Annotated in this window: 26 protein-coding genes; 9 read left to right on the top strand and 17 right to left on the bottom strand. The window is 64.1% G+C overall.

Going from position 1 to position 23534, the window contains the following annotated elements:
- Positions 1-58: 58 nt before the first annotated feature.
- Together AC3A4H_RS12300 and AC3A4H_RS12295 are read right to left on the bottom strand one after the other, a co-directional pair.
- On the bottom strand, positions 59-406 hold the full coding sequence (locus AC3A4H_RS12300) for an AzlD domain-containing protein (protein WP_487766904.1): 348 nt from the start codon (positions 404-406) through the stop codon (positions 59-61).
- Positions 403-1161: an AzlC family ABC transporter permease gene (locus AC3A4H_RS12295; RefSeq protein ID WP_487766903.1), complete on the bottom strand. Its 759-nt coding sequence runs from the start codon at positions 1159-1161 to the stop codon at positions 403-405. The genes AC3A4H_RS12300 and AC3A4H_RS12295 overlap by 4 nt, the downstream gene beginning before the upstream one ends.
- Positions 1162-1418: 257 nt before the next feature.
- Between AC3A4H_RS12295 and AC3A4H_RS12290 the strand changes: the two genes are divergently transcribed.
- Complete coding sequence (locus AC3A4H_RS12290; RefSeq protein ID WP_487766902.1) at positions 1419-1838, top strand: VOC family protein; 420 nt, start codon at positions 1419-1421, stop codon at positions 1836-1838.
- A 67-nt stretch (positions 1839-1905) separates the two neighbouring features.
- Here AC3A4H_RS12290 and clpA read toward each other — a convergent pair whose 3' ends face one another.
- The 3 genes from clpA to AC3A4H_RS12275 form a co-directional block, all read right to left on the bottom strand.
- Positions 1906-4362, bottom strand: coding sequence for an ATP-dependent Clp protease ATP-binding subunit ClpA (gene clpA, locus AC3A4H_RS12285; RefSeq protein ID WP_487766901.1), 2457 nt, complete (start codon positions 4360-4362; stop codon positions 1906-1908).
- Between the two features lie 8 nt (positions 4363-4370).
- Positions 4371-4700 (bottom strand): ATP-dependent Clp protease adapter ClpS, encoded by a 330-nt coding sequence (gene clpS / locus AC3A4H_RS12280; RefSeq protein WP_348779630.1) that lies wholly within the window; start codon positions 4698-4700, stop codon positions 4371-4373.
- Between the two features lie 262 nt (positions 4701-4962).
- A complete protein-coding gene (locus AC3A4H_RS12275) occupies positions 4963-5289 on the bottom strand; it encodes a phasin family protein (RefSeq protein WP_487766900.1) in 327 nt (108 codons plus the stop codon).
- 267 nt (positions 5290-5556) lie between these two features.
- Here AC3A4H_RS12275 and AC3A4H_RS12270 point away from each other — a divergent pair, with 267 nt between their 5' ends.
- The gene (locus tag AC3A4H_RS12270) at positions 5557-6984 is read left to right on the top strand and encodes a serine hydrolase (RefSeq protein ID WP_487766899.1); all 1428 of its coding nucleotides are present in this window, start codon (positions 5557-5559) and stop codon (positions 6982-6984) included.
- Between the two features lie 46 nt (positions 6985-7030).
- Here AC3A4H_RS12270 and AC3A4H_RS12265 read toward each other — a convergent pair whose 3' ends face one another.
- The 5 genes from AC3A4H_RS12265 to AC3A4H_RS12245 form a co-directional block, all read right to left on the bottom strand.
- Positions 7031-7726, bottom strand: coding sequence for a DnaJ domain-containing protein (locus tag AC3A4H_RS12265; RefSeq protein ID WP_487766898.1), 696 nt, complete (start codon positions 7724-7726; stop codon positions 7031-7033).
- Positions 7723-8460, bottom strand: a complete 738-nt coding sequence (locus AC3A4H_RS12260; RefSeq protein WP_487766897.1) for a vWA domain-containing protein — start codon at positions 8458-8460, stop codon at positions 7723-7725. Before AC3A4H_RS12260 ends, AC3A4H_RS12265 begins: the two co-directional genes overlap by 4 nt.
- Positions 8461-8525: 65 nt before the next feature.
- Positions 8526-8963: a DUF1489 family protein gene (locus tag AC3A4H_RS12255; RefSeq protein WP_348779524.1), complete on the bottom strand. Its 438-nt coding sequence runs from the start codon at positions 8961-8963 to the stop codon at positions 8526-8528.
- Between the two features lie 93 nt (positions 8964-9056).
- Entirely contained in the window at positions 9057-10457 is a 1401-nt protein-coding gene (locus AC3A4H_RS12250) for an L-serine ammonia-lyase (protein ID WP_487766896.1), read from the bottom strand.
- Positions 10458-10650: 193 nt separating this feature from the next.
- Positions 10651-10779, bottom strand: a complete 129-nt coding sequence (locus AC3A4H_RS12245) for a hypothetical protein (protein WP_348779522.1) — start codon at positions 10777-10779, stop codon at positions 10651-10653.
- Positions 10780-11074: 295 nt separating this feature from the next.
- Here AC3A4H_RS12245 and AC3A4H_RS12240 point away from each other — a divergent pair, with 295 nt between their 5' ends.
- Positions 11075-11821 carry a DUF599 domain-containing protein gene (locus AC3A4H_RS12240; RefSeq protein ID WP_348779521.1) on the top strand — a complete coding sequence of 249 codons (747 nt, stop codon included), beginning with the start codon at positions 11075-11077 and terminating at the stop codon, positions 11819-11821.
- Here AC3A4H_RS12240 and AC3A4H_RS12235 read toward each other — a convergent pair.
- From AC3A4H_RS12235 to AC3A4H_RS12215, 5 genes are all read right to left on the bottom strand, one after another.
- Positions 11773-12567 carry a YdcF family protein gene (locus AC3A4H_RS12235; RefSeq protein WP_487766895.1) on the bottom strand — a complete coding sequence of 265 codons (795 nt, stop codon included), beginning with the start codon at positions 12565-12567 and terminating at the stop codon, positions 11773-11775. The two genes, AC3A4H_RS12240 and AC3A4H_RS12235, sit on opposite strands and share 49 nt — an antisense overlap.
- A gap of 32 nt (positions 12568-12599) precedes the next feature.
- Complete coding sequence (gene gatA / locus AC3A4H_RS12230) at positions 12600-14081, bottom strand: Asp-tRNA(Asn)/Glu-tRNA(Gln) amidotransferase subunit GatA (RefSeq protein WP_487766894.1); 1482 nt, start codon at positions 14079-14081, stop codon at positions 12600-12602.
- A gap of 2 nt (positions 14082-14083) precedes the next feature.
- Positions 14084-14548, bottom strand: coding sequence for a GNAT family N-acetyltransferase (locus AC3A4H_RS12225; RefSeq protein ID WP_487766893.1), 465 nt, complete (start codon positions 14546-14548; stop codon positions 14084-14086).
- A gap of 6 nt (positions 14549-14554) precedes the next feature.
- Positions 14555-14842, bottom strand: coding sequence for an Asp-tRNA(Asn)/Glu-tRNA(Gln) amidotransferase subunit GatC (gene gatC, locus AC3A4H_RS12220; protein WP_348779517.1), 288 nt, complete (start codon positions 14840-14842; stop codon positions 14555-14557).
- 101 nt (positions 14843-14943) lie between these two features.
- Positions 14944-15651 carry a metal-dependent hydrolase gene (locus tag AC3A4H_RS12215; RefSeq protein ID WP_487766892.1) on the bottom strand — a complete coding sequence of 236 codons (708 nt, stop codon included), beginning with the start codon at positions 15649-15651 and terminating at the stop codon, positions 14944-14946.
- 78 nt (positions 15652-15729) lie between these two features.
- Here AC3A4H_RS12215 and ruvX point away from each other — a divergent pair, with 78 nt between their 5' ends.
- Positions 15730-16215: a Holliday junction resolvase RuvX gene (gene ruvX, locus AC3A4H_RS12210; protein ID WP_487766891.1), complete on the top strand. Its 486-nt coding sequence runs from the start codon at positions 15730-15732 to the stop codon at positions 16213-16215.
- On the opposite strand, the gene AC3A4H_RS12205 is transcribed toward ruvX, so the two are convergent.
- A complete protein-coding gene (locus AC3A4H_RS12205) occupies positions 16182-16493 on the bottom strand; it encodes a DUF6105 family protein (RefSeq protein ID WP_487766890.1) in 312 nt (103 codons plus the stop codon). The genes ruvX and AC3A4H_RS12205 overlap by 34 nt on opposite strands.
- A gap of 276 nt (positions 16494-16769) precedes the next feature.
- Here AC3A4H_RS12205 and AC3A4H_RS12200 point away from each other — a divergent pair, with 276 nt between their 5' ends.
- Complete coding sequence (locus tag AC3A4H_RS12200) at positions 16770-17705, top strand: AEC family transporter (protein WP_487766889.1); 936 nt, start codon at positions 16770-16772, stop codon at positions 17703-17705.
- On the opposite strand, the gene AC3A4H_RS12195 is transcribed toward AC3A4H_RS12200, so the two are convergent.
- Positions 17690-19315 carry an acyl-CoA dehydrogenase family protein gene (locus AC3A4H_RS12195; protein WP_487766888.1) on the bottom strand — a complete coding sequence of 542 codons (1626 nt, stop codon included), beginning with the start codon at positions 19313-19315 and terminating at the stop codon, positions 17690-17692. The two genes, AC3A4H_RS12200 and AC3A4H_RS12195, sit on opposite strands and share 16 nt — an antisense overlap.
- A gap of 173 nt (positions 19316-19488) precedes the next feature.
- Between AC3A4H_RS12195 and AC3A4H_RS12190 the strand changes: the two genes are divergently transcribed.
- The 4 genes from AC3A4H_RS12190 to dprA are packed head-to-tail and all read left to right on the top strand — an operon-like array spanning position 19489 to position 23516.
- Entirely contained in the window at positions 19489-20454 is a 966-nt protein-coding gene (locus AC3A4H_RS12190) for an aspartate carbamoyltransferase catalytic subunit (RefSeq protein WP_487766887.1), read from the top strand.
- Entirely contained in the window at positions 20451-21737 is a 1287-nt protein-coding gene (locus tag AC3A4H_RS12185; protein WP_487766886.1) for a dihydroorotase, read from the top strand. Before AC3A4H_RS12190 ends, AC3A4H_RS12185 begins: the two co-directional genes overlap by 4 nt.
- Positions 21738-21774: 37 nt before the next feature.
- The gene (gene plsY / locus AC3A4H_RS12180; protein ID WP_487766885.1) at positions 21775-22386 is read left to right on the top strand and encodes a glycerol-3-phosphate 1-O-acyltransferase PlsY; all 612 of its coding nucleotides are present in this window, start codon (positions 21775-21777) and stop codon (positions 22384-22386) included.
- The gene (gene dprA / locus AC3A4H_RS12175) at positions 22383-23516 is read left to right on the top strand and encodes a DNA-processing protein DprA (RefSeq protein ID WP_487766884.1); all 1134 of its coding nucleotides are present in this window, start codon (positions 22383-22385) and stop codon (positions 23514-23516) included. The genes plsY and dprA overlap by 4 nt, the downstream gene beginning before the upstream one ends.
- Positions 23517-23534 lie beyond the last annotated feature (18 nt).

Below are 23534 nucleotides of genomic sequence, written 5' to 3'. Positions count from 1 at the left end.
GCAGCGTGTTCCGGCCTCGAGTGCGGTTAGTGACTGGTCGCCAGTGGTCTCTCGGAGACTATTGCGCCAACAGCCCACCGGCTAGAACGATTTCGGCGGCGACTATGCCGGCGAGCACGCGCCGGCCGAGCAGCATGTAGGCGGCAAAGCCCAAGACCACCGCACCGATTCGCAGCGCGATGGGCGCTGCCGCCAGCGCCCCGCTGGGAAATATGATCAAGTTTCCGATGACCGCCGCCACGAGCGCCGTTGCGACAGTGCGCACCAGAACCAGGAAATCGGACTTTTCGGATATGCGGCCGCCCAGATAGACGCCCAGAAAGCGCCAGCTGTCGGTCGCAAGCCAGCCTGCGACAAGGATGAACAGGAACGGCCACCACCAGGCGTCGATGGACTGGAAGGTCATGATGCAGCCTGCCTCCGCGACAGCCGATGATAGGCATAGGCGCCCAGGCCGCCGCAAAGGCCGGCCGCCAGAAGGTCGAAGCCCGGCCAGAGGGCATGAAAGACCGGGCCGAGCACGAGGCCCATCACCATCGCAACATGCCCTGCCCGCTCGCGCGCCGAGCCCCACAGCGAGGTCAGGAAATACATCGGCGTCAGCAGAAAGAGAGCCGCCGAGACGAGCGGCGGCATGTTTTCCGCCAGAAGGTACACGCAGGCCACCACGGCCACGTTGACCAGCAGCAGTGTCGAGCCCAGTCCCGCATAGTAGGTGGTACGCATCTCACGCGGTATGCGGCTGAGCCGCTCCATGGCCAGAACCCAGGATGTGACCGCGACGAAATGGGACAGGAAGTAGAGCACCCATTTCGGCGTGCGCGGGCCCTTCAGTTCCGGCACAAGCGCCACCACCATCGGCGTGAGGCGAATGGAAGACAGCGCAACCGCCAGGGCGGCTGCGGGCAGCGAGGCCCCCGAGAGAATTGCGCCGATCAGCACCACCTTGGCGGGCAGCGCCCAGACGAAGCCAGTCATAAAGACAGCCTGGCCGAGCGTGAGGCCTGATTCCTTCGCCAGGCCCGCAAAGCCAATGAAGGCGCTGGCCAGGATGAGGCCGGGTACCGAAACCGCCGTCTGCACCCCGCGCAGATACCACCTGCCGCGCCCGGCCTGGGCGAGCACAATGTTCCGGGTTATGGCGGCAGATTCGTCGGACATCGAAGCGCTGATTAGCATGAGGCGAAAAGGGGGACGACGCCAAAGTCTTATGCCAGCCGGCGAAGGATTGTCAGGAGACACCCCCGTCGATTCTTGAACAGGCGGAAAGTAGCCGCTAGCCTTCGACCGTCTAAAAAGGCGGACCGGTTTGGTTAGCCCGGTCGTTTCCTCAGGGAAGCTCTGGCTGGTGCATCGCGCCAAGTCCCATGACGGAAACCGCGCCGCACGGTGCGCCGCGGAAACGTTAGGGATATGTCATGCAACAGCAAATCTCAGTCATCACGCTCGGCATCCGCGACCTTGCCAGATCGCGCCGCTTCTATGTCGAGGGTTTTGGATGGAAACCGGTGTTCGAGAACGACGAGATCGTGTTCTACCAGATGAATGGCTTCATGCTCGGCACGTGGCTGGAAAGCGCGCTTGCCGCCGATATGGGGCGCAAGCCCATGCAGCCCGGCGCGTTTGCACTGGGCCACAATGTACCGCAGCGCAGCGACGTGCAGCCAACCATGGACCGGCTGGTTACCAGCGGCGGCCGCCTGCTCAAAGCGCCGGTCGAACCGCCGCATGGCGGCTTCAGCGGCTATGTCGCCGACCCAGACGAGCATGCGTGGGAAATCGCCTGGAACCCTGCCTGGGCAATCAGCGAGGCCGGCTTCGTCAGCTTCGGCGTATGAACCTATAACAAGACCGCCGGCCGCATTTTGCAGCCGGCGGTCCATTCACTAGCCGTGCGCCGTCAGATCAGCCCTTGCGGGGCAACTGCGGCACCAGGCTGCGCTTGTTTCCGTCGCGAGCCTTCGGCTTCTGCGCAACCGCCTTCTTGGCGGTCGCCTTCTTTGCCGCGGGCTTCTTGGCCGGGGTCTTGCGCGGCTCTTCCTTCTTCGGCTTTACAGGCACCTCGTCGGCGATGGTCTCGAGCTTCAGGCCGGTCTCGCCGTTTTCCTTCGTCTCGACCGTGACGCGAACCGTGCCGCCCTTCTTGAGCTTGCCGAACAGTACCTCCTCGGCAAGCGGCTTCTTGATGTGCTCCTGGATGACCCGGCCAAGCGGCCGCGCACCCATGCGCTCGTCGTAGCCCTTGTCGGCCAGCCAGGCGACGGCCTCGGGCGACAGGTCGAAAGTGACGCCACGCTCCGAAAGCTGCGCCTCCAGCTGGAGCACGAACTTCTGCACCACCTGATGCACCACCGGCACCGGAAGCGAGCCGAAGGGGATGATGGCATCGAGACGGTTGCGGAACTCCGGCGAGAACAGCCGGTTGATCGCCTCCATGTCATCGCCTTCGCGCTTGGACGAGCCGAAGCCGATTGCCGCCTTGGCCATGTCGGCCGCGCCCGCATTTGTCGTCATGATGAGAATGACGTTCCGGAAGTCGACCTGCTTGCCGTTATGATCGGTCAGCTTGCCGTGATCCATGACCTGCAACAGGATGTTGAACAGGTCCGGATGGGCCTTCTCGACCTCGTCGAGCAGCAGCACACAGTGCGGATGCTGGTCGACGCCATCGGTGAGCAAACCGCCCTGGTCGAAGCCGACATAGCCGGGAGGCGCGCCGATGAGCCGCGAGACGGTGTGGCGCTCCATGTATTCCGACATGTCGAAGCGGATCAGTTCCACGCCCAGTGACGAGGCGAGCTGCCGGGCAACCTCCGTCTTGCCGACGCCGGTGGGGCCGGAGAACAGATAGGAGCCGATGGGCTTTTCAGGCTCGCGCAGGCCTGCGCGCGCCAGCTTGATTGCCGAGGCAAGCGCGGTGATGGCGGTGTCCTGGCCATAGACGACGCGGCGCAGCTCGCTTTCCAGATTGGCCAGCACCTGCTCATCGTCGGCCGAAACCGTCTTGGGCGGAATGCGCGCCATGGTGGCGATGGTTGCTTCGATCTCCTTGATGCCGATCGTCTTCTTGCGGCGGCCTTCCGGCAGCAGCATCTGCGAGGCGCCGGTCTCGTCGATCACGTCGATCGCCTTGTCGGGCAGCTTGCGGTCGCTGATGTAGCGGGCCGACAGTTCCACCGCCGCCTTGATGGCGTCGTTGGTGTATTTCACCTTGTGGAACTCTTCATAGTAGGGCTTCAGGCCCTTCATGATCTCGATCGCGTCGTCGACGGTCGGCTCCTTCACGTCGATCTTCTGGAAGCGCCGCACCAAGGCGCGGTCCTTCTCAAAAAACTGGCGGAATTCCTTGTAAGTGGTTGACCCGATGCAGCGTATCGCGCCCGACGACAGCGCCGGCTTGAGCAGGTTCGAGGCATCCATCGCACCGCCGGACGTAGCGCCCGCACCGATGACGGTGTGGATCTCGTCGATGAACAGGACCGCGCCCGGATATTCCTCGAGCTCCTTGACGACCTGCTTCAGCCGCTCCTCGAAATCGCCGCGGTAGCGGGTGCCGGCCAGCAGCGTGCCCATGTCGAGCGCGAAGATGGTGGCGTCGGCCAAGACGTCGGGAACGTCGCCCTCGACAATGCGCTTGGCCAGGCCCTCGGCGATGGCCGTTTTGCCGACGCCGGGATCGCCCACATAGAGCGGGTTGTTCTTGGAGCGGCGGCACAGCACCTGGATGGTGCGGTTGATCTCTTCCGCGCGACCGATCAGCGGATCGATCTTGCCGGCGCGGGCCTTCTTGTTCAGGTCCACGCAATAAGCGCTCAGCGCATCCTGTTGCTTCTTCTTGCCGCTGTCTTCCGAGGAATCATTGCCGTGCGAGCCGGTCTGATCATCCTCCGCGCCGCGTGGGGTACGGCTCTCGTTGGCGCCCGGGCGCTTGGCAATGCCGTGCGAAATGTAGTTGACCGCGTCGTAACGGGTCATCTGCTGTTCCTGCAGGAAATAGGCAGCGTGGCTTTCCCGCTCGGCGAAAATCGCAACCAGCACGTTGGCGCCCGAAACCTCTTCGCGGCCGGACGACTGCACGTGGATGACCGCGCGCTGGATAACGCGCTGGAATCCGGCCGTCGGCTTGGAATCCTCATCATAGCCGGTGACGAGATTATCCAGCTCGGTATCGATGTAATTGATGACGGTGCGCCGGAGCTCTTCGAGGTCCACGTTGCATGCGCGCATGACCGCCGCCGCCTCGGCGTCGTCGATCAAGGCCAGCAGCAGATGCTCGAGCGTTGCGTACTCGTGATGACGCTCATTGGCAAAGGTGAGCGCCTGGTGAAGCGCCTTTTCGAGGCCCTGGGAGAAAGCCGGCATTCAAAACCTCATTTCTTCTCCATCACGCATTGCAGCGGATGTTGATTCTGTCGGGCAAAGTCCATGACCTGAGACACCTTGGTCTCTGCCACTTCGAACGTATAGACCCCGCACTCCCCCACGCCATGATTGTGAACATGCAACATGATGCGTGTGGCGGTTTCGCGATCCTTTTGGAAAAAGCGCTCCAAAATGTGAATCACGAACTCCATCGGAGTGTAGTCGTCGTTGAGGATCAAAACCCGATAGAGACTCGGCTTCTTGGTCTTGGCCTTTGTGCGTGTGATGACCGCCGTTCCCCTCCCGGGGGTGTTTCCTCCGTCACCGCCACTCTGCATACGCGCCATTCGCATTATCATGGCGCCCCCGACGCTCTTCACAAGTTCCATGTCTTTCGCGAGTTCCTCACCCGAAAACGGAATGTAGGTAATCAATTTGAGATTTTAAGCTCTTCTGTGTGGGTGACAATATGCTTGCGGCCCGGGAGGCCGACGATTTCTCCCTTTCGTGATCCCCCAGGACCGAAACACGACAAAGCCCGGCTGCGCCACGCAACCGGGCTTGCAGCGGGGCGGAAAACCCCGAAGCGTTTGACTAAACCTACTTCGTCTTGCTTACCATGGCCTCGAACGGCCCGTAAGCCTCCTTCGCGAGGTCTGCATAGAGCGAGCCGAGTTTGGTGGCTTCGCTGACGAAGCCTTCATAAGTCTGGCGAGCATAGTCAACCTGGATCTCCAGCGCCTTTTCCAGCGAACTGGAGGTCATCACGCGCTCGAGCGTGGTGGCACCTGCCTCGAACGACTTCTTGCCGTACTCGGTGGTCTCGACCGCAATGGCCTGGGCATTCTTGGAAACGGCAGCAAAGCTCTTCAGCCCGCTGTCGACGAACGATTTGCCGAATTTGTTGATCTCTTCGAATTGCAACATTTGCGCATTCCCTTTCCGCGTTTGCAGCTGGTGGTCTCGGCGCATGTTATTTTGCGTCGCAATAAATTTATTGTGCAGTGCACAATAAGTCAATGCCCGGAAACCCAGCCCACGCGGCCGCTGCCTCAATTCCTTCTAAAACTCGACTAAAAAGGTGAACGTCCCGGTTACCATAAACGGATTGGTAACGCAGTGGACCTACTGTCCCGCCAAGTGAGGCAGGACCCTTGCCGCCTCAAAGTGCAACAACAATCAAAGGGTGAAACAGTGCGTCAAGCGTTTGCCGGCGCTGCCTTCAGGCAGGCCTTCTCCGCACGATCCGCGATTGCAGGCCTTCTCGCCGTAGTCATCAGCCTCGCGATAGCCGCTCCGGCCGCCGCGCAAAGCAAGCAGAACCCCAGGTATGCCGCGCTCGTGGTGGATGCCAATACGGGCAAGGCGCTGTTCTCGGCGAATGCGGATTCGCGCCGCTATCCGGCCTCCCTCACCAAGATGATGACGCTGTACCTGACGTTCGAGGCACTGTCGCGCGGCAAGATCACCAAGGAGACGCGCGTTCCCTTCTCCGCCAAGGCTGCGGCGGAACCGCCCACCAAGCTCGGCGTCCGCGCCGGCGGATCGGTTTCGGTCGAATCCGCCATCCTCGCCCTTGTGACCAAATCCGCCAACGACGCGTCGACCGCCCTTGGCGAGATGCTCGGCGGTTCGGAAGAGAATTTTGCCCGCATGATGACCGCCAAGGCGCGCAGCCTCGGCATGAACGGAACGGTGTTCCGCAATGCGAACGGCCTGCCGAATTCGGGCCAGTTCACGACCGCGCGCGACATGGCTACGCTCGGCATCGCGCTGCGGGAGCACTTCCCGCAGTACTACGGCTATTTCTCGACGCGCTCCTTCACCTTCGGCCGTCAGGTCATGCCGAACCACAATCGCCTTCTCGGTCGCGTTAAGGGCGTGGACGGCATCAAGACCGGCTTTACCAACGCCTCCGGCTTCAATCTCGTCTCGTCGGTGACGGACGGAAACCGCCGCATCGTTGCGGTGGTGATGGGCGGTGCTAGCGGCGCAAGCCGCGACAAGCACATGACCGACCTGATCGCGAAGTATCTGCCGGCTGCCTCCAATGGCGGCAAGGCCGCTCCGCTGGTGGCAAAGGCTGGCAGCACCCAGTTCGACGCTGTCGGCAAGCTGCAGTTGCCGAAGCAGGATGCTCCAACGCCTGATATGCGCCCCGACACCGAAGCACTGGTGGCCGAGGCCACGGTCGACGTGGATGAAGCGCCGGCCGTGCCCTTCGAACAGGCCAAGGCAGAGCCAACGCCGGAAGAAGTCCCCGCCCCCACCCTGCAGGCCTATGCAGACCCGGCTCCGCGCCCGCAGGCGGCGCTTGAGGCAGCCATTGCCGCCCCGCAGGTCGATCCGGTCAAGACCGCTTCCGTAGCCGCCCCTTCTGGGTGGGTGGTGCAGATCGCCTCTTCGCCAAGCCGCGCCGAGGCCGAGGCCATTCTGGAAAAGACGACCAAGGTGGCTCCCGGCCCGCTTCGCAAGGCATCGCCGTTCACTGTCCCCTTCGAAAAGGGCGGCGTGACCTACTACCGCGCGCGCTTCGGCGGCTTCGGCTCCAAGGTTGCCGCCTGGGACGCCTGCGCCGCGCTGAAGAAGCAGAAGATCAGCTGCTACGCAGTACAGAACTAGCAGTCAGGCCTGAAACACTCCCGGTTGTATCCGCGTCGAAGGAGATCTAGTCGTGATTGGTGAGCAGAATGTCCTTGGCTTCGTTGATCCGCGCCGCCAGGAAAGACGAGCCTCCGACATCGGGATGCAGACGCTGCATCAATCGGCGATGCGCCTTGCGGACATCCGCCGGGGTGGCCCCCGCTTCAAGACCAAGGATCTGGTAGGCCTCCTCCTTAGTCATGGCGCCAGAACCTGGCGCAACACCATGCCGGTGACCACCACCCGGCTGCGCGTTTTCTCGCCAGACGGGAAACCGGCTATCAAGATAAGTCTCTAGGAGCTGACGGCTCTCGGAGTCGCTATAAAGCTCCGAATACACCTCCAGAAGCGCGCTGAGGCCGAGCGAGGCGAGCTGCTTCTGCTCGTGTTTCCCGGCCAGCACCAGCCCGTCCAGCCTGCCGGTTTCGTGATCCAGCACCATTTCCAGTGCGGCAGTGCGCACGGTGGAGCGGCCGGGTGGCGCCCTTTGGGGCCGAGTGCGACGTAGGCCGTTGGCATACCAGGCGGCCGCCGCAGACACGAGCATGCCGCCAACGCCGACGCGGCCGAGCAGAAGCAGGCCAACGCCCACAAGGCCGACAAGCGCCGGGCCGGCGATGCGCAAGCCGCGGGCAAGCGCTGAGGCATCTGTGCGAACGAACAGGGCGAGCACCAACAGCGCAATTGCCCCGGTTCCCAGCAGCCCGAGCAAGACACTCATGACCGGCCACCTGCGCGCAACTGGCTTAGAAGCAGCCGATCCTCGCTGCTGCCGCGCGTCTCAAGCGCCTTCAGCCCGCCCGTGGCGTAGACTGCAATGGCCGACAGGAGCTTTGCCAGAGTGGCAGCCGATGTTCGGTCGAAGCGGAACCAGGCACCGCCGGAAAGCCGGGCGATTTCCTTGAAAGCAGCCTCGGTGAGATGGTCCTGCCCTTCCTGGAACAGAAATACCGGCAAGCCATGAAGGCCTAGCTGCCCGGCCTTGACCGAAAGCGCATCGACATCTTCTTCCATCGCATCGCCGATATAGACCAGCGCTTCAACCTTGCCCCGGGATGTCTCTTTCAGAGCATGCGACAACACCTTGCCGATCTGGGTGTGCCCACCGCGGCATTCGAGCCCAGTCATCAGACGCTTCAGGGAGGCGGTGTCGGCCACGAATTTGGAGGCGCGGCATTCGCCCAGCCCGCGAAAATAGACAAGCTGGACATTGAGCGCACCGGCTTTGCCAACGGCATCGAACATCTCGCCCTGCAATGCGCAGGCGAGATCCCAGGTAGGCTGGCGGCTCATCGTCGCGTCCAGCGCCAAGACGAGGCGGCCGGAGCCCGTTCCAGTGGCAGCGAGTTCCCTCGCCTTGTTGACGAAGGCCGAGATATCCTGCGCGCTTGAGCGCGGGCCGGAGGAAACGGCGCCGCTGCTGCCTTTCGGGGCTGGTGGCTTCTGCTCGCTCATGCGCATGAAGATGTAGCGGCGCCGGCAAGCTTGCAAGGCCGGAGCGAGCAGGTTGGCTGCCGGAGCTAGAGAAGCCCTAGCTCCGCAAGCTCCTGCCTGAGTTTCGCCGGCATTTCCGCCAGACCGGCCTGACCGGCGCCAAGATCGGCCGGAGCGTCAGGGGCCTTGAGATAGCGCCAGCCCTGGAAGGCGCGGCGCGGCTGCCAGCCGGTGCGCACCACCGCCGGGTCGAGCACCAGGTGGCAGCGCGAAATCCCCTCGTCGTCAACGAATGGCCGGATATCCACCAGCCGCTGGCGGCACTGGACGCTGCCCTTGATGACCCAATAGAGCGAGCCGCCGTCGAGGAGCTCGTCGCGCCGTGTCGGGACCATTCGGGTCGTATGGTACTGTTCGACCGGTTCGCCCGCACGCCGGCGCTCGTCGAGCCGGAAGGCTATCCACTCTTCCAGGTCTTCGACGCTGTCGCAGCCGACGCAGAGTTTTATGAGGTTCAGGGCCATGGGGATGGTTTAGCGCGGGCGGTGGCGGGGTCAACGCGTCAGGCGACGTTTGTCCACAAAGCTGCCGCCCGGGCTTTCGTCAGGTCGAGCGGCTCAGCATTCCACGACGTTGACGGCAAGACCGCCCAGGCTTGTCTCCTTGTAACGCTCGTTCATGTCCATGCCGGTCTGACGCATGGTTTCGATGGCCGCGTCGAGCGGCACGAAATGCGTGCCGTCGCCCTTGATCGCCAGCGACGCCGCCGTGACGGCCTTGACCGCGCCCAGCGCATTGCGCTCGATGCAAGGCACCTGGACGAGGCCACCTACGGGATCGCACGTCATGCCGAGGTGGTGCTCCAGCGCGATCTCGGCGGCGTTTTCCACCTGCTCCGGCGTACCGCCCATGACGGCGCAAAGCCCCGCCGCGGCCATGGCGGAAGCCGAGCCGACCTCGCCCTGGCAGCCAACCTCGGCGCCCGAAATCGAGGCGTTGCTCTTGATGATGCCGCCAACGGCCGCAGCCGTCAGCAGGAAGTCGCGGATGCTGGCCTGATCGGCCTCGGGGTGGAAGTGCAGCCAGTAGCGCAGCACCGCCGGCAACGTGCCTGCCGCGCCGTTGGTGGGTGCCGTGACGACACGGCCGCCGGCCGCATTCTCCTCGTTGACCGCCATCGCGTAGACCGATAGCCAATCGTTGGCCAGCAGCGGGTTGGGCTTGTTGTGGCGCCAGTCATCCTGCAGCTTGTCGTGCAACTGGCGCGCCCGGCGGCGCACCTTCAGCCCACCCGGCATGATGCCTTCCTGCGACAGGCCGCGGTCGATGCAGCCCTTCATTGCCGCCCAGATGCGGTCGAGGCCGGCATCGAGCTCGTCGCGCGACATGTGCATCTCTTCGTTGGCGCGCTTCATCTCGGCGATGGACAGGCCGCTCTGCGCCGCCATGGCCAGCATCTCCACCGCATTGCGGAACGGGTGCGGCACCTGCACCGAAGAAGGCTGTTCGCCTGTGGTCTTGAGGCGCTGCAGTTCCTCTTCCGAAACCACGAAGCCGCCGCCGATCGAATAGTAAATGCGCTTGAGCAGCAGGTGGTCGTCGCTGTCATAGGCGTAGAATGCCATGCCATTGGCGTGGCCGAGCAGCGGGGTCTTCTTGTCGAGCACGAGGTCAATGGCAGGGTCGAAGCGGTAGGACGGATGGCCCGGCGGCGTGACCTGCTTTTCCTCCCCAACCTTTTCGATGACAGCGTCGGAAGTATCCGGGTCGACTGTGGTCGGGATCAGTCCGGTCAAGCCGAGGATGACGGCCCGGTCGGTGCCATGGCCGACACCGGTGTAGGCGAGCGAGCCGTGCAGGCTGGCGGCCACGCGGTCCACCTTTGCGCCCGCAGGACGCGGCCATTCATTGCCAAGCAGCTCGTCCAGGAAACGCGATGCCGCCGTCATCGGCCCCATCGTGTGGGAGCTGGACGGGCCGATGCCGATCTTGAAGAGGTCGAATACCGAGAGGAACACGGGCGGCAAGTCTCCATCAACGGGCGCGCAAGGCAGGGACGCTTGCGTCCAAATATAGGGATGTTTGGGCGGTTTTATGAGGCAAAGCTTGGCGTTCCCCGACTTCGTCTGCTTCGCAAACGACATGCGGCAAGACCGCCTCAAACGAAAAGAGACGCGAAAAACGCGTCTCTTGGTACCTCCGGATTATGTCTCAGCGCGCCCCCAGTACAGCGGCCGTTTCGGCCCCGCTCATGAGCCAGGCAAGCAGGATGATCACCGCAAACCCGATCACTGCCTTGGCGGTCACGCCCCAGCAGGATTTCTGAACGCTTTCGTCCATGATGTCCTTGTCTATCCTTAAGAAACAGTGCGAGCGCAACTTCGCAGGTTGCCTTGTTCATTTCTCGCACAAGGCTTCTGGATACCCCTTCGGCGTGAAGTCCGCAACCGAAAAAGGCGAAAGCAAGGCAGGCGCCAGGTAGCGCATGGCGGGGTGATGGTTGGCACCCGGGGAAAACCGGGCGCTTGCTCTCAATCTGCAATTAAGAAAAGAGCAAGCTGTTCGGCGAAATTATGGCTTCCGTTCTTCGCTGCGGGCGGTAGCCGATCATGCCGGTCGTGATATGTTTTTGCGCATGCTCGATTCCCTTCAGCTGACCATTGCCGACCTTGGTGCCGTGGCGTTCTTCCTCGCCGTCTGGCTCGTTCACACGCTGGCCACTGCTGGCCGGCTGGTGAGCCGTGTTTCGCTGACCACTGCGATGAATGCCCAGCGCGCGGCCTGGATGCAGACCATGGCGCGACGGGAACTGCGCATGATCGACACCAGCATCATGGTGGGGCTGCAGCAGGGCACTGCCTTCTTTGCCTCCAGCTCGCTGATTGCGGTGGGCGGCTGCTTTGCCCTGCTCGGCGCCTCCGACCACGTGATTTCGGTGCTGACCGATCTGCCACTGGCCGACGGGCTGTCGCGCCCGTCCTTCGAGATCAAGATCCTCGGGCTGATCGTGATCCTGGCCTTCGCCTTCTTCAAGTTCGGGTGGTCCTACCGGTTGTTCAACTACTGCTCGATCCTGGTCGGCGCCGTGCCGATGGTGCACGAGAGCGGGATCCACAGCCCTGCCCTGCAGATTGCCGTGGACCGCGCAACGCAGATGAACGTCCTTGCCGGCAAGCATTTCAACTCCGGCCTGCGCGCGATCTTCTTTTCGCTGGGATATCTGGGTTGGTTCGTCAGTCCGGCCGTCTTCGTGGCCACGACGATCATCCTGTTTGCGGTGCTGCTGCGCCGGCAGTTCTTTTCGGCGGCGCGGCTGGCCGTGCTGGAGCCGGATCAGGCCGGGCCGGGGAACGGCGTGTCGATCCGCCCCGAAAGCCAGTAGGCCAGAAGCCCGATCCACTCGCGAATGGCGACCGAGGTGTTCTGCAGGGAATCCTGCGGATTGTCGCGCATCAGGCCGACGCCTTCGCGCCCCGAGGTGCGATAGTCGACCGGCCACGGCAGCACATCGAAGCCCGCCTTGCGGAACAGCGCCGTGGACCTCGGCATGTGGAAGGCGGAGGTGACCAGAAGCCAGGTCTCGCCGGGCTTGGGCGATACCAACCGCTTGGTGAACAGCGCATTCTCGTAGGTGTCGCGCGACTTGTTCTCCAGCACCATGCGCTCGCGGTCCACGCCAAGGGCGGAAAGCAGCCGCTCGGCGGTGTCCGCATCGCCCTCGCCATCAAGGATGAGCGATCCCGTGCCGCCGGAAACGACGATGCGCGCGTCCGGATATCGCCGCGCCAGCACGGCCGTCTCCACGAAGCGGTCGCCGGCGCTGTTCAGCTCATAGCCGCCGCGCGCTAGGTTGATGGCGCCTTCGAGGCCGCCGCCGAGCACGACGATGCCATCGACCTTTTCAGGCGCGGCGGGGCGCTGGAACCGCTCCTCCAGCGGGGTGAGCATGATCGCGCCGAGCGATGTCCAGGTCGCGAGCGCCAGGATGAGGAAGCCTGAAACGCAGCCCGCGACCGACAGGCGCCGCCAGCCGGCCAGCAGCGCGACGACGCCCACCAGAAGCAGGAACAAGGCGAGGTTCAAGGGCTGGATGAAGAACCAGAACACCTTGGACAGGACAAAGAACATGCCGCAGCCTCAACCCGGATGGCGCTGAACGCTTACCACCACTTCTCCGGCTGGAACCGCCCCGCCGCCTGTTCGATGACATGCGCGGTCTGGAACAGCGTCTCTTCGTCGAAGGGGCGGCCGATGAGCTGGAGCCCGAGTGGCAGGCCGTTGGCGTCGACACCTGCCGGAACGGCAATGCCTGGCAGGCCGGCCATGTTTACCGTCACCGTGAAGACGTCGTTGAGGTACATCTTGACTGGATCGCTGGCCATCTCCTGGTCGGCGACACCGAAGGCGGCCGACGGGGTCGCCGGCGTCAGGATGACGTCGACGCCAGCGGCGAAGGCATCCTCGAAATCCTTCTTGATCAGCGTGCGAACCTTCTGCGCCTGCAGGTAATAGGCGTCGTAGTACCCAGCCGAGAGCACGTAGGTGCCGATCATGATGCGGCGCTTGACCTCGCGGCCGAAACCGGCGGCGCGGGTGTTTTCGTACATCTCGATGATGTCCTTGCCCGGCACACGCAGACCATAACGGACGCCGTCATAGCGCGCGAGGTTGGACGAGGCTTCCGCCGGCGCGACGATGTAGTAGGCCGGCAGGGCATATTTCGTGTGCGGCAGGGAAATGTCGACGATCTCGGCGCCGGCTTCCTTCAGCCAGGCAATGCCCTTCTGCCACAGGGCCTCGATCTCGGCCGGCATGCCGTCGACGCGGTATTCCTTTGGAATGCCGATCCTCATCCCCTTGACCGAACGGCCGATCGCCGCCTCGTAGTCCGGCACCGGCATGTCGACGGAAGTGGTGTCCTTCGCGTCGACCGAAGCCATGGACTTGAGCAGGATCGCGGAATCGCGCACGTCGCGGGCGATCGGACCGGCCTGGTCGAGCGAGGAGGCGAAAGCGACGACGCCCCAGCGCGAGACGCGGCCATAGGTCGGCTTGATGCCGACGGTGCCGGTGAAGGCTGCCGGCTGACGGATCGAGCCGCCGGTGTCGGTCGCGGTGGCGCCAGCGCACAGCCAGGCGGAAACCGCCGCTGCCGAACCGCCGGAAGAACCGCCCGGCACCAACTGCTTGTTCGAGCCGGCAGCGCGCCACGGATTGATCACCGGGCCGTAGTAGGAGGTTTCGTTGGACGAGCCCATGGCGAACTCGTCCATGTTGAGCTTGCCCAGCATGACGGCGCCGTCTGCCCACAGATTGGAGGTGACGGTCGACTCGTAGCGTGGCTTGAAATTGTCCAGGATATGGCTGCAGGCCTGCGTGTGCGCGCCTTCGGTGGCGAACAGGTCCTTGATGCCGAGCGGGATGCCCTCGAGCGCACCGCCCTCGCCTTTCGCAAGCTTCTCGTCGGAAGCCTTGGCCATGTCTCGCGCCCTGTCGTGCGTTACGGCGACATAGGCGTTGAGGGTGCCGTTGGCCGCATCGATCGCGTCGAGATAGGCGTCGGTGAGTTCGCCTGCCTTGATCTCCTTGGAGCGGAGCTTGGCGCGGGCCTCGGAAATGGTCAGTCTGGTCAGGTCGCTCATCGTCATTCAGCCTGCAAATTCTTTTCGTAAAACACCGACCATTCCGAATCCGGATAGTCGAGCACCGGCCCGCAGCGCGTGAAGCCGGCGCGCTCATAGACGGCCCAGGCGGCCGGGTGCCGGTCGCCGGTTTCGAGAACCAGCCGCCCCAGTCCCTCTTCCCGCGCCAGCGCTTCGATGCGCCCGACGATCTCGAGGCCGATCTTCCGGCCGCGATGCGCAGGGCGCGTGTACATGCGCTTGACCTCGCCTATCGCGCCGCCGTGGCGCTTCAGAGCACCGCAGGCCACCGCCTCGCCATCGTCGCGGGCGATGAAGACCGTGGTGTCGGTGTCGGCCATCTGCTCCGCCGTCATGTGGTAGCAGAATTCCGGCGGCGTCAATTCAAGCAAGGCGGCATTGAGTTCGGCGATCAGGCCGCGCACATCATCCTGCAACGGGCTTTCGGTCGCGATCTCGATTGCCACGCGGCGTTACTCCACCACCTTCGGCACCAGGAAGAAGTTCTCGTCGGTCACCGGCGCATTGGCGACGACGTCCGCCGCCTTGCTGCCGTCGGTGACGACGTCGTCGCGCATCCTCATTGCCATCGGCATGACCGAGGTCATCGGCTCGACGCCGGAAACGTCGACCTCGTTCAGTTGCTCGACGAAGCCGAGAATGGCGTTCAGTTCGCCGGTCATGCGCTCGGCATCCTCTTCGGACACGGCGATGCGGGCGAGATGCGCGACGCGCTTTACGGTAGCTATATCAACGGACATTCAGGATTCTCCGGAAAACCGGGCTGGTTATCGTGTCCGGGCTATAGCGGCGCCCGGCGCGGCGCGCAACAATCATGTCCGAGAACAGGCCATGGCGCACGCTAAATCTCCCTCGTCTCGCCCACTGCCGGCACCAAGACCTCCACGCCCGAGCCTTCCATGCCTGCCACGAACTTCTCCGGTGTCTGGTCGAGCATCGGAAAGGTTGCATAGTGGCAAGGGATGACCGTTTCGAATTGGAAGAAGCGACGGCAGGCAAGGGCTGCCACCGCCCCGCCCATGGTGAAGCGGTCGCCCACCGGCACGATGCCGATCTTGGGCTCGTGCAACTCGTTGATGAGCCCCATGTCGGAAAAGATGTCGGTGTCGCCCATGTGGTACAAGGTGCGGTCATTGGCGAAGTGCAGCACCAGGCCGGCCGGATTGCCGAGATAGGTGTTGGAACCGTCGCCATTGTCTGCAGACGACGAGTGCAGCGCGTTGACGAAGGTGGTGGTGAAGCCGCCGCAGTCGACCGTGCCGCCGATATTGCCGGGGTTGATCTGGTCGCCCCGCACGCCCTGCCCGACGAGATACATGCAGATCTCAAAATTGGCGACGAGCATGGCGCCGGTCTTCTTCAAAATCGCGACGGAATCACCGAGATGATCACCATGACCGTGGGTGAGCAGCACATGGGTGACGCCTTCGGCCGGTCCTTCCCAGCTTTTGCCCCACAGCGGGTTCTGGCTGATGAAGGGGTCGATGAGGATCTTTGCATCCCCCACCTCGACGCGAAACGCGGATTGCCCGTACCAGGTGATCTTCATGGCTTGCGCCTCCTCGATTTTTTGTCGCCCTGAGGATAGAAGGCGGGAGAGCCAAGTCAAAAGGAAAGCCGCGCGCCCTTGAACATCGTTGCAATCGAAGAGCTGCCGGCGCTGCTGGCCAACGGCAAGACGCTGGCCGGGCTGGACCTTGGCGACAAGACGATCGGCGTGGCCGTATCGGACCGCAGCCTCTCATTCGCCCATCCGCGACCGGTCATCATACGCAAGAAGTTCTCGGTCGATGCGGCCAGCCTGCTAGAGCTGCTCGGCAAGGAAAACACAGGCGCGGTGGTGATCGGACTGCCCATCAACATGGACGGCAGCGAAGGACCGCGCGCGCAAGCCTCCCGCGCCTTCGTGCGCAACATTGCGAAACTCACGGACCTGCCTTTTGCGTTCTGGGACGAGCGACTGTCGACCGTCGCTGCAGAGCGCAGCCTGATCGAGATGGACATGTCGCGCGCCAAGCGCAAGACGAAGATCGATTCGGCCGCGGCCGCCTTCATCCTTCAAGGCGTGCTGGACAGGCTTCACGCGCTCGGCGAGGAAACACCGGCAAGATAACGCAGACGACGGGCCTTCAGACGCGCGGCGATCTGGCGACGCCGGCGGAAGGCAAAGATCGCGAGAAGGAGAAGCGTGTCGAACACGCAGGCCTTGGCGACCATGGCCGGAATGATGTGCGGGTCGATGCCCAGCATCTCGCCATAGAGCTCGAACACTAGGTCGTGGACCTGGCGCGTAAGCATCACATAGCCGAAATTGACGTCATAGAACGACAGGCCGAACCAGCCCCAGAAAATGAGCAGCGGCGAGGCCCAGAGGATGAGGATGTAGCGCATCAGCGCCCCCAGCCGATTCGCGCAGCCCCCGGCAGAACACACAGAGCCTGCGCCGACGGCAAGCCGGCGGCCGTGGCGAAGCAGGTCAGTGTTGGGCCGTTGTAGGTGCGCATGGTCGTCCTCGGATTCCCCCTACTTTGAAGCGTTAACCATTTCGCCGCAACGGTAACTGTTCATTAAGGTTAATCGCACCAATCTCACCGATTGGGAATGGCGGCAAATAGGCTGTATAGATCGCCTGCCAACCCTCCCTGCCCAACGTTCCGGCACAACCTCATGATCGCGATTTTCGACAGCATCCTGCCGATCTTCCTTCTGATTCTCGCCGGCAATCTTTTGCGCCGCGTGCCCCTGATCGATGCTGGAGCGTGGTTGGGGCTGGAGCAGATAGGCTACTGGTTCCTCTATCCGGCGCTGCTGTTCGTGACGATCTACAACGCCGATTTCGAAGGGCTCCAACTCGACGCGATGATGCTTGCGCTTGCCCTGGCCCTGACGGCTATGATCGCCCTCACCTGCGCGCTGTGGCCGCTGCTGGGTCGCGCCGGTCTCGTCCAGAGAAGTGAATTTTCATCGATCTTCCAGACCGCGGTGCGCTGGAACAGTTTCATGGCGCTGGCGATTGCCCAAAAGGTCTTTCCGCCGGCCGGCATGGCGGTGGTGGCGCTGGTCATGGCCATCATCATCATTCCGATCAATCTGGTCACGGTTTTCCTGGTGACGCGCTTTGCCGACCGGGCCGCCAACTGGCGGCGCATCGGGCGCGATATTGCAGTGAACCCGATGATCCTGGGTTCGCTGGCTGCAATTCTGCTCCGCCTCCTGCCGTTCCAGCTCTATGGGCCGCTTAACCAGACGCTCGGGCTGGTGGGCAATGCAGCACTTGGAATGGGACTGCTGGCAATCGGCGCCGGCTTGCGCGTCGGCGACCTGTGGCAGCCGCGCTTTGCCCTGCTGCTACCGGTGATGCTCAAGCTGATGCTTTTTCCGGCTCTGCTGATCGGCTCGGCGCTGGCGTTCGGAGTCAGCGGCAGCGAACTTTCCTATCTGGCGCTTTGTGCGGCGGTACCGACGGCGATGAACGGCTACCTGCTCGCTCGCCAGCTCGGCGGCGACGCAGAGCTTTACGCGGCCGTCACCACGGTGCAGACGGTGGCCTCGTTCCTCACCATTCCCGCGGTTCTGGCGGTGTCGGCTCAGATCACCGGATAAAGGGTGTCGACAATCATGCGGGCATCGTGGCGCGCATCGAGCATGCCATAGGTGCCGCGCCACTGGCCGGCCAGCCGCGTCTCGATGAAGGCGTCGGCAATGCGCCCTGCCCCCATGCGCCTCAGTTCCGCGGCGGCGGCCGACAGCGCAAGCTGCTCGGTGAGGATGCGCGCAGAGCCCTCGTCCGACGCGGCGACCTGCTGGGCAGCACGCAATACGCTGGTGGTGCCGCGGCCGCTGGGACCCAGATCCCGCTCGATGCCGGCCAGCACGTCGTCGAACAGGCCGGGCGCGCGGCCAAGAACGCGCAGCACGTCGAGCGCCATCACATTGCCGGAGCCTTCCCAGATCGCATTGACCGGGGCCTCACGGTAGTAGCGCGCCAGCGGCATCTCCTCGACATAGCCATTGCCGCCCAGGCACTCCATCGCCTCGTAAAGCAGCGCCGGCGCGATCTTGCACACCCAGTATTTCACCACCGGCGTCATGACTCGGGCGAAGGCCGCCTCGCCGCGATCGGCCGCAGCCTCGTCGAATGAACGCGCCAGCCGGAACGACAGCGCCGTGGCGCCGGCGACGTCCAGCGCCATGTCGGCAAGCACGCGCTGCATCAGCGGCTGGTCGATGAGGTTCGTGCCGGACACCTGGCGATGGCGCGTGTGATTGACCGCCTCGGCCAAGCCGGCGCGCATGAGCCCCGAGGAAGCGATGGCGCAGTCGAGCCGTGTCAGCGTCACCATGTCCATGATGGTCTTGATGCCCTGCCCCGGCTCGCCCACCATCTCGCCGAGCGCATTGACGAATTCCACCTCGGACGAGGCGTTGGAACGATTGCCGAGCTTGTCCTTCAGGCGCTGGAAGCGGAAGCCGTTGCCGCTGCCGTCGCCCAGGATGCGGGGCATGAGGAAGCACGACAGCCCCTCTCGCGCCTGAGCCAGCACCAGGAAGGCATCGGACATCGGCGCCGACATGAACCATTTATGTCCGGTGATGCGATAAAAACCGTTGGCCGCACGGTCGGCGCGGGTGGTGTTGGCGCGCACGTCGGTGCCGCCCTGCTTCTCGGTCATGCCCATGCCGAGCGTCAGGCCGGCCTTTTCCACCGGCGGCTTCTGCGCCTGGTCGTATTTGCGCGTGGTGACGCGCGGCGCCCATTCGCGGAACAGCTTTGGGCTGGCCATCAGCGCGGCCAGCGAAGCGCTGGTCATGGTGATGGGGCAAAGATGCCCGGTCTCGAGCTGCGCAGTCAGGTAAAACCGCGCGGCGCGCACCTGGTGACGGCGGCCGGTCTCGTTCGCGCCGTTTTCCCAGATCGAGGAATGCAGGCCGTTGGTGACCGAGCGGCGCAGCAGCGCGTGGTAGGCCGGATGGTAGTCGACGACGTCGAGGCGGCGGCCCTGCCGGTCATGCGTCCGGAGCTTGGGCGTCTCGCTGTTGGCAAGCCGGGCAAGATCCTGCGCCTCGGCGCTGAGAACGAAGCGGCCGACGCCATCCAGATCCTTGCGGACGGGCTCGGAAAAGTCCTCCGCGATCTGCACCAGCAACGGGTCACCCCGCCAGGCGTTGCTCCCCGTCAAAGGCGGGGATTGGTTGGTTACCTCGTCGCTCACGCGCAATCCTTAGGGTTGCTCTTCGGTGCACGATGCGAATCCGAAGTGGGTTCAAAGGCGTTTATAACCCAAGCTATCCTTACCACGCGATGAAAATCCCGGGAAAGAAGCGCTTCAAACCTTCGTCCGGCGCTTGCGGTGGCATCGGCACGAGCCTATAGGACGGCTTTAAGATGACCGACATTTCAGCCCTGCCGCTCTTTCCGCATCGCCACTTGCTTGGCATACGCGACCTTTCTCCCATCGATATAGAATTGCTGCTGGACCGGGCCGACGCCGCGGTGGCGATTTCGCGCCAGAACGAAAAGAAGACGACCACGCTGCGCGGGCGCACGCAGATCAATCTCTTCTACGAGGCCTCCACCCGCACGCAGTCTTCCTTCGAGCTTGCCGGCAAGCGTCTGGGCGCCGACGTGATGAACATGTCGGTGGCGAGTTCGTCGGTGAAGAAGGGCGAGACCCTCATCGATACGGCGATGACGCTGAACGCGATGCGGCCGGACATCCTCATCATCCGCCACGCCTCCGCCGGCGCTGCCGCCCTTCTGGCGCAGAAGGTGGGATGTTCGGTGGTCAATGCCGGCGATGGCGCGCATGAGCACCCGACGCAGGCGCTGCTGGACGCGCTGACCATCCGCCGCGCCAAGGGGACGATCTCCCGCCTTACCGTGACCATCTGCGGCGACATCCTTCATTCGCGCGTGGCCCGCTCCAACATCCTGCTGCTCAACGCGTTGGGCGCGCGGGTGCGCGTGGTGGCGCCCTCCACGCTGCTGCCCTCCGGCATCGCGCAGATGGGCGTTGAGGTCTGCGCGACCATGGCGGAGGGGCTGAAGGACGCCGATGTGGTCATGATGCTGCGCCTGCAGCGCGAGCGCATGGAAGGCGCCTTCGTGCCCTCGGTGCGCGAATATTTCCGCTATTTCGGCCTTGATGCCGAGAAGTTGAAGGCCGCAAAGCCGGATGCGATGGTGATGCACCCCGGCCCGATGAACCGCGGCGTCGAGATCGCCTCTGAAATTGCCGATGGCCCGCAAAGCGTCATCCAGGAACAGGTCGAGATGGGCGTGGCCGTGCGCATGGCCGTGATGGAGGCGCTGCTGGACCCGCGCCGCAGCCAGGACGGAGGCCGGGCATGAGCATCACCCTCTTCCAGCAGGCCCGCATCGTTGATCCATCCCGCGGCATTGACGAGATCGGCTCGGTCATCGTCGATGGCAGGAAGATAGTCGCTTCCGGCGCGGCGGCCCTGAATCAGGGCGCGCCCGAAGGGGCCAATGTGGTCCATTGCGCCGGCAAGACCATCATCCCCGGGCTGGTAGACGGCCGGGTCTTTATCGGCGAGCCGGGCGGGGAGCACCGCGAGACCATCGCCTCGGCCAGCCTCGCAGCCGCCGCCGGCGGGGTGACTTCCATCGTCATGATGCCCGACACCGACCCGGTGATCGACAACGTCGCGCTGGTCGAATTCGTGCTGCGCACCGCGCGCGACACCGCGCTCGTCAACGTGTTCCCGGCGGCCGCCGTCACCAAGGGTCTCGAAGGCCGCGAGATGACCGAGTTCGGCCTGCTGCGCGAGGCCGGCGCTGTCGCTTTCACCGACGGCCGCCACACCATCGCCAATTCGCTGACCATGCGCCGCGCCCTGACCTATGCGCGCGACTTCGGCGCGGTCATCGCGCAGGAGACGCAGGACCCGCACCTTGCCGGTTCCGGCGTGATGAACGAGGGGCTCTACGCGAGCTGGCTCGGCCTTTCGGGTATTCCGCGCGAGGCGGAACTGATCCCGCTGGAGCGTGACCTCTCGCTCGCCCGGCTGACGCGCGGCCGCTATCACGCCGCCAAGATCTCCACCGCGCTCTCGGCCGGTGCTGTCGCCCGCGCCAAGGCGGATGGCGCGAATGTCACCGCCGGCGTGTCGATCAACCACCTGTCGCTCAACGAGAACGACATTGGCGAATACCGCACCTTCTTCAAGCTTTCGCCGCCGCTTCGCGCCGAGGACGACCGGCAGGCGATGATCGAGGCGCTGCGGGACGGCACCATCGACATCATCGTCTCCTCGCATGACCCGCAGGACGTCGACACCAAGCGCCTGCCCTTCGCTGACGCCGCCGACGGCGCGATCGGCCTGGAAACGCTGCTGGGCGTGGCGCTGCGCCTCCACCACAACGACGAAGTGCCGCTTATCCGCCTCGTCGAGGCACTTTCGACCGCGCCGGCAAAACTGTTCGGCCTGCCGGGCGGCACGCTGAAGCCGGGCGCGGCGGCAGACCTTGTCCTGATTGACCTCGACGAGCCATGGGTCGTGCACGAGGCCGCCATCCGATCGCGCTCCAAGAACACCTGCTTCGAAGGTGCGCGGCTGCAAGGCAGGGTCTTGCAAACTATGGTTGCGGGCCGCACAGTGTTTTCGGCGTAATTCGGGCCGTCCACGGGCGGCACCGAGGGGGAAATAGATGGATCCTTTGACCTGGCAGCTTCCGCTGTCCGTTCTCGTTGCGGCGCTTGCCTTCGGCTACCTGCTCGGCTCGATCCCGTTCGGCTTGCTGGTGACACGCGCGGCCGGGCTGGGCGACGTGCGCAACATCGGCTCGGGCAATATCGGCGCCACCAACGTGCTGCGCACCGGCAACAAGACGCTTGCCGCGCTGACGCTCCTGCTCGATGCGCTGAAAGGCACGGCGGCCGTGCTGCTCGCCGGGCTTTATGCCCCGGAAGCCGCCCTGCTGGCAGGCTTCGGAGCGTTCCTCGGCCATCTCTTCCCGGTCTGGCTCGGCTTCAAGGGCGGCAAGGGCGTGGCCACCTATCTCGGCGTACTGATCGGCCTCGCCTGGCAGGGCGCGCTGGTTTTCGCGGTGGTCTGGCTCATCATTGCCTTCCTGACCCGCTATTCCTCGCTCGCCGCGCTGGTTGCCGCCATCGCCGTACCCATCTCGCTCTTCTTCCTCGGCCTGCGCGATACGGCTGTCCTATTTGCCGTCATGAGCCTAATCGTGTTCATCAAGCACCACGCCAACATCTCCCGGCTGCTTTCCGGCACCGAGTCGCGCATAGGGGCAAAGGGATGAGCAAGGCTGCCGGTCTCCGTCTCAGTGACCGGCAGAGATTGAACTGGCTGCGGCTGATCCGGACGCCGAATGTCGGCCCGGCCAGCTTTCGAGACCTGATCAACCGTTTCGGCTCGGCCGAAGCCGCAATCGAAATGCTGCCCGAGTTAATGATCTCCGGTGGCGCCAACCGCATCGTGCGCATTCCGTCGTTAGCCGACGCCGAGGCGGAGATGGAGGCGGCCAGAAAGCACGGCGCCCGCTTCGTCTGCATAGGCGAGCCCGACTATCCGCCAATTCTCCGGCGAATGGACAACCCGCCGCCCCTGCTGGCGGTGAAGGGCACAAGCGCGGTTTTCGATCTCCCGCCCGTGGCCATAGTGGGCGCACGCAATGCGTCGCTCGCCGGAATCAGGATGGCGCGCACGCTGGCCGAAGAGCTTGGCCGCGAGGGATTTTCGATCGTTTCCGGCGTCGCGCGCGGCATAGACACCGCCGCGCATCAGGGCAGCCTTGCCACTGGCACCATCGGCGTTCTAGCCGGAGGGCTCAACAGACCCTACCCGCCTGAAAACATCGCGCTCTGCGGGGAGATCGCGGCGGGCTGCGGCGCGATGGTGTCGGAGATGCCCTTCGGCTGGGAACCGCGCGCGCAGGATTTTCCCCGCCGCAATCGAATCGTAGCCGGTCTGTCTCTCGGGCTGGTTGTGGTGGAGGCGGCGAGGCGCTCCGGCTCGTTGATCAGCGCGCGGATGGCGGGCGAACTCGGCAGGCTGGTTTTCGCCGTTCCGGGATCGCCGCTGGACCCACGCTCGGCCGGCACCAACGGCCTGCTGAAGGACGGCGCCAGCCTTGTGACCGAGGCCGCGGACGTGGTGGCCGGCATCGCGCCGCTGCTGGGCATACCTCTTTCAGCTCCAAGCCCGCGCGAGGACCCACCGGACTTCGTCGCGACCCCGCCCCCTGCCGACGACGACCGGGCGCGCGTCGTCGAAGCGCTGGGACCGACGCCGGCTGCCATAGACGAGATCATCCGCCATACCGGGCTTCACCCGGCGCAGCTGTCCATGATTCTCCTGGAGCTCGACCTGGCCGGCCGACTCGAACGCCATTCAAGTGGCGCTGTGTCGCTTGTTATGCATAACTCTTAAGGGGCGTTGGCCGCGAAT

The sequence above is a fragment of the Pseudaminobacter sp. Soil_N_29 genome (assembly GCF_057656055.1).
Note: the sequence above shows the minus strand (reverse complement) of the source record. Positions and strands in the feature narration are given on the sequence as shown.

Coding starts and splice junctions, on each gene's coding strand:
- AC3A4H_RS12205 (WP_487766890.1), bottom strand. CDS start 16,493: ATGCGCTACATCCTCATCCTCTGGGCCTCGCCGCTGCTCATTTTCTGG.
- AC3A4H_RS12290 (WP_487766902.1), top strand. CDS start 1,419: ATGCAACAGCAAATCTCAGTCATCACGCTCGGCATCCGCGACCTTGCC.
- AC3A4H_RS12215 (WP_487766892.1), bottom strand. CDS start 15,651: ATGAAGATCACCTGGTACGGGCAATCCGCGTTTCGCGTCGAGGTGGGG.
- clpA (WP_487766901.1), bottom strand. CDS start 4,362: ATGCCGGCTTTCTCCCAGGGCCTCGAAAAGGCGCTTCACCAGGCGCTC.
- AC3A4H_RS12300 (WP_487766904.1), bottom strand. CDS start 406: ATGACCTTCCAGTCCATCGACGCCTGGTGGTGGCCGTTCCTGTTCATC.
- AC3A4H_RS12260 (WP_487766897.1), bottom strand. CDS start 8,460: ATGAGCGAGCAGAAGCCACCAGCCCCGAAAGGCAGCAGCGGCGCCGTT.
- AC3A4H_RS12265 (WP_487766898.1), bottom strand. CDS start 7,726: ATGAGTGTCTTGCTCGGGCTGCTGGGAACCGGGGCAATTGCGCTGTTG.
- plsY (WP_487766885.1), top strand. CDS start 21,775: ATGGATCCTTTGACCTGGCAGCTTCCGCTGTCCGTTCTCGTTGCGGCG.
- AC3A4H_RS12190 (WP_487766887.1), top strand. CDS start 19,489: ATGACCGACATTTCAGCCCTGCCGCTCTTTCCGCATCGCCACTTGCTT.
- AC3A4H_RS12275 (WP_487766900.1), bottom strand. CDS start 5,289: ATGTTGCAATTCGAAGAGATCAACAAATTCGGCAAATCGTTCGTCGAC.
- AC3A4H_RS12245 (WP_348779522.1), bottom strand. CDS start 10,779: ATGGACGAAAGCGTTCAGAAATCCTGCTGGGGCGTGACCGCCAAGGCA.
- AC3A4H_RS12240 (WP_348779521.1), top strand. CDS start 11,075: ATGCTCGATTCCCTTCAGCTGACCATTGCCGACCTTGGTGCCGTGGCG.
- AC3A4H_RS12255 (WP_348779524.1), bottom strand. CDS start 8,963: ATGGCCCTGAACCTCATAAAACTCTGCGTCGGCTGCGACAGCGTCGAA.
- AC3A4H_RS12235 (WP_487766895.1), bottom strand. CDS start 12,567: ATGTTCTTTGTCCTGTCCAAGGTGTTCTGGTTCTTCATCCAGCCCTTG.
- AC3A4H_RS12200 (WP_487766889.1), top strand. CDS start 16,770: ATGATCGCGATTTTCGACAGCATCCTGCCGATCTTCCTTCTGATTCTC.
- clpS (WP_348779630.1), bottom strand. CDS start 4,700: ATGCAGAGTGGCGGTGACGGAGGAAACACCCCCGGGAGGGGAACGGCG.
- AC3A4H_RS12185 (WP_487766886.1), top strand. CDS start 20,451: ATGAGCATCACCCTCTTCCAGCAGGCCCGCATCGTTGATCCATCCCGC.
- dprA (WP_487766884.1), top strand. CDS start 22,383: ATGAGCAAGGCTGCCGGTCTCCGTCTCAGTGACCGGCAGAGATTGAAC.
- gatA (WP_487766894.1), bottom strand. CDS start 14,081: ATGAGCGACCTGACCAGACTGACCATTTCCGAGGCCCGCGCCAAGCTC.
- gatC (WP_348779517.1), bottom strand. CDS start 14,842: ATGTCCGTTGATATAGCTACCGTAAAGCGCGTCGCGCATCTCGCCCGC.
- AC3A4H_RS12295 (WP_487766903.1), bottom strand. CDS start 1,161: ATGTCCGACGAATCTGCCGCCATAACCCGGAACATTGTGCTCGCCCAG.